The sequence below is a fragment of the Streptomyces sp. genome, from assembly GCF_035563135.1.
In the GTDB taxonomy this organism is placed as follows: Bacteria; Actinomycetota; Actinomycetes; order Streptomycetales; family Streptomycetaceae; genus Streptomyces.
The window spans coordinates 1-2,514 of the sequence record NZ_DATMVN010000202.1 but is presented as its reverse complement, the minus strand read 5'-3'; the positions used below and the strand labels follow the sequence as shown (position 1 = coordinate 2,514).

The 2,514-nt window shown below is 70.0% G+C and carries 3 protein-coding genes; all 3 read right to left on the bottom strand.

The features are described 5' to 3' along the window. Nucleotides 1-421 (bottom strand): DUF6082 family protein (locus tag VN520_RS08825; protein WP_325746299.1); only part of this gene is annotated, 421 nt, incomplete at its 3' end. A gap of 118 nt (nt 422-539) precedes the next feature. Beyond that, on the bottom strand, nt 540-1,133 hold the full coding sequence (locus tag VN520_RS08820; protein ID WP_325746298.1) for a DUF6624 domain-containing protein: 594 nt from the start codon (nt 1,131-1,133) through the stop codon (nt 540-542). 35 nt (nt 1,134-1,168) lie between these two features. Continuing rightward, nucleotides 1,169-2,347 carry a GntR family transcriptional regulator gene (locus VN520_RS08815; protein WP_325746297.1) on the bottom strand — a complete coding sequence of 393 codons (1,179 nt, stop codon included), beginning with the start codon at nt 2,345-2,347 and terminating at the stop codon, nt 1,169-1,171. Nucleotides 2,348-2,514 lie beyond the last annotated feature (167 nt).

Genomic DNA, 2,514 nt, shown 5'->3' with positions numbered 1-2,514 from the left:
GGATGAGGGTGTCGTACGCCTCTGCCAGGATCTCGTTGAAGGCGCTGGCCCGCGCGTTGCCGAGGGCTTCCTCCTCGCGGATAGGTCCGAACTCCTGCCAGTACTGCCGCACGTGCGCGTACGTCATCAGCCGCGTGGCGTAGACGCGCAGCCGGTCCTTGGTGACGAGGGCCAGCCGGTACCTCAAGCTGAGCGAACAAAGCTGCTGGTTGGCGTTCAGCAGCTTCACGTACTCCTCCACGGACATGTGCGCCGGCTTCCACGGTGCCGCGAGGTCGGGGTGGGTGGTCAGGAGGGACACCCACCTCTCCTGCACGCCGGAGAGGACCATTTCCTTGTGCTGCTTGTGGTGCCGCTCCCTCTGCATGAGGTGGGCTGCGGTGACGGCCGTGAGAGCGAGAAGGGCGTGCGAGGTCTTCATCGGGCGGTGCCTTTCGGTGTGGTGTGCTGTGGGTCCTGGCGCGACGCTTTGCTGAGCGCGGTTCGGCATCGGAGTCCGGCGGCGGGGGTGAACTGCGATTCCCCTGCGGGAGCCGGCGTCACGTCGCGCCGGCCAGCTCGCTGGTCGGCGCGTCGACGGGTATCCCGGCGGCAGCGCCGGGGCAGGGCGCGCTCGCCCTGCGCCTGCGCAGGACCTCCACGGACACTGCGGCGGGAGGGAGCCCTACGGTCGTGCGGCGCTCGTCGAGCGCGGATGGGTCGGACACGGGCAGTCGTACGGGGCCGTTGGGCCCGGGGCGGTACTGGGTGCCGTACTGCTGCCGGGCTCCCGAGTTGATCAGGCACCGGTCGTGCAGGGAGACCCAATGGGTTCTGTGTGCCTCACCCACGAGCACGGCCTGGTGCATCAGCCGGGCGGCCTGCCGCTGGAAGGGGAGGACGCTGTCCGCGCGCAGAGCGATCAGCCATGCGGCCCTCGCACCGTCCTCACCGACCAGGCTCCACCCGGGCCAGCCGTGGTCAGCGATGATCCGCCGCAGCAAACCGGTGTTGGCCTGATCGGCCAGAGCGCCCCGATGGGCCTCTTCGGCAGAGACCCGCCCGCGCGTCAGGTACCACCAGTGCTCACTGGCTGTGGCCGCGCGGTCGATCAGTTCCTGGGCAAGGTCTGGGCGGTGCGGTCGGGTCACCATGGTGCTCCGCTTTGTGTCAGTGCGGTGGCCGACGTTCACGTGGCATCACCGAGGAGGACGAGGACTTCACGGACCGCAGCACCCAGGCAGGCCGTGCGCCAGCACTGGTCGAGGCGGTCCGGCGGGACGGTGGCGAGCGCGGTGACCGCGGTTCTCCGCAGCACGGCGTACACGTATGGGTCGTTCGGGTAGCGGGTCGCGGCCATCGGGAGCAGGTGCTCGGCGGCAGCAGCCAGCGCCCGGCGCATGCGGTGCAGGGCCTGGGGGTCCGGAGCGCGGCGGCCATGCCACTGGGTGCGGGCCCGGCGGCACATGTCCCCGATAGCGGTGTGGCTGAGGTTCGTGTCGGGCAGTGCCAGCGTCGCCAGCCGGGAGATCAGGCTCTCCATATCGGGAGCAGGTACGACAGGGAAAGGCAGCTTGGCCCGTAGGCACGCACGCCCTCCGCGAGAGGGAGAGGTGACCCCTTCTTCGTGCAGCAAGTGAATAGCCCGGGTGACGTCATGCGGCCGGGCCACCAGCATGAGGGTCAACGCCGGCCGCGTGGGCAGGTGGTGAGACGGCTGGTAGACGCCTGCCTGGATCAGCACACGCAGCCAGGCAGCGATCTGCGCGGGCCGGTCGACGGCGACGCTACGGCCTGCGATACGGATGCGGCCGGCAGGGGTGAGGGTGAGCAGTCCTTCGGCCTCCAGGTCGCGGGCCGCGAGACGTACGCGTTCGAGCTGCGGCGCCGGGCCCTCCACTTCGGCAGCTATCCGGCCGATGCCCAGCAAACTGCCCGGGGGGTAGGTGCCAGTGGCGATCAGTTCGCGCATCCGCTCGGTGATCTCCCGGACGCCGGGGCCTCTCTCGGCGGCTGCCAGCAGCGCGCTGAACAGCCACACCGCGTTGTGGAGCAGCGTTCCGACGTCCGGACCATCGCCCGCCCCGGCGGGAGGCGGCTGCACTCCTGCGATGATCTCTTGCCAGCGGGCCTGGTCGGAAGGCGAGCCTTCCGCCTCGCTGAGCCTGGCCTTGGCCAGAGCCAGCCACGGCAGGACGAGTTGGCGGATCATCTCGCGGTTCTCCGCCCTGTCGGTGCGGACGTTGACGGATTCCGTCGCCCTCTGGAAATCGTCAAGGGCCTCGCGGAGCTGCCGGTACGTCGGCTGAACCAGCCCGGCGTTCTCCGTGTCAGGAGTGGACTCGATCGTGAGGGGCGTGGTTGTCATTTTTGCAACTCCTCGACGGGTGCCATCAGGCCGTGCATGAGGGGTGCCGGCCGCCGTCAACGCACTCGGTTCGGGAACGCGATGGTGAGCGTCCCGAGGAGGGCGAGGGTGAGTCGGCGGGGGCTCTGCCCTGCGCTGGGGCGCTTCGGCTCCTCAGGGAGGGAGGG

What these genes read in the sequence shown, in the direction of transcription:
- VN520_RS08820 (WP_325746298.1), bottom strand. Translation starts at nt 1,133, where the DNA reads ATGGTGACCCGACCGCACCGCCCAGACCTTGCCCAGGAACTGATCGAC.
- VN520_RS08815 (WP_325746297.1), bottom strand. Translation starts at nt 2,347, where the DNA reads ATGACAACCACGCCCCTCACGATCGAGTCCACTCCTGACACGGAGAAC.